This is a genomic window from Arthrobacter sp. Hiyo1 (genome assembly GCF_001263615.2).
Lineage (GTDB): Bacteria > Actinomycetota > Actinomycetes > Actinomycetales > Micrococcaceae > Arthrobacter.
Genome location: NZ_DF952468.1, coordinates 881268 through 881821, shown reverse-complemented (window position 1 = coordinate 881821; position 554 = coordinate 881268). Strand labels below are relative to the sequence as shown.

The 554-nt window shown below is 63.7% G+C and carries 1 protein-coding gene and 1 pseudogene; both read left to right on the top strand.

Translation table 11 applies throughout. The features are described 5' to 3' along the window. Window positions 1–128 (top strand): annotated as a pseudogene (locus AHiyo1_RS26150) (IclR family transcriptional regulator); the annotation flags it as partial. Window positions 129–199: 71 nt separating this feature from the next. Further along, a partial coding sequence (locus tag AHiyo1_RS03790) for a DUF1697 domain-containing protein (protein WP_059387654.1) occupies window positions 200–554 on the top strand: 355 nt, incomplete at its 3' end.

Genomic DNA, 554 nt, shown 5'->3' with positions numbered 1-554 from the left:
TCATTGCTGCGGTGTCCATCTCCGGCCCCATCGAGCGCCTGACCCGCCAGCCCGGACGCCTGCATGCCGAAGTCGTCTGCAACGCCGCCCGGGTACTGACCGAAGCCCTGCGCAAGAACAACGACTAAGCGCTTCCCGTTTCCCGCCAGCCTCCCCGTCCTCGCCCCTACCTGCAGACGGGCGCAGGTAGGGTAGGCGCATGAACAGCTTTGCCGTGTTCCTGCGCGGGATCAACGTGGGCGGGATCAACATCAAGATGGCCGACCTCAAAGCAGCCCTGAAGGCGCACCCCTTCACCGACGTCAAGACCTTGCTGGCCAGCGGCAACGTGGTGCTCCGGAGCGAGCTCGACGCAGCGGGAGTCAAGGACGAATTCGAAAAGTGCTTGAGGTCAGCATTTGGCTACGACGCCTGGGTGGTGGTCCTGAGCTCCGAAAGGGTTGCCGAACTAGTGGAAGCCTGCCCCTATCCGGCAGACGATAAAACCACGCACAGCTACATCACCCTCGCCTCGGACGCGGCCATGCTGGACGAACTATTCGACGCCGGCGCGG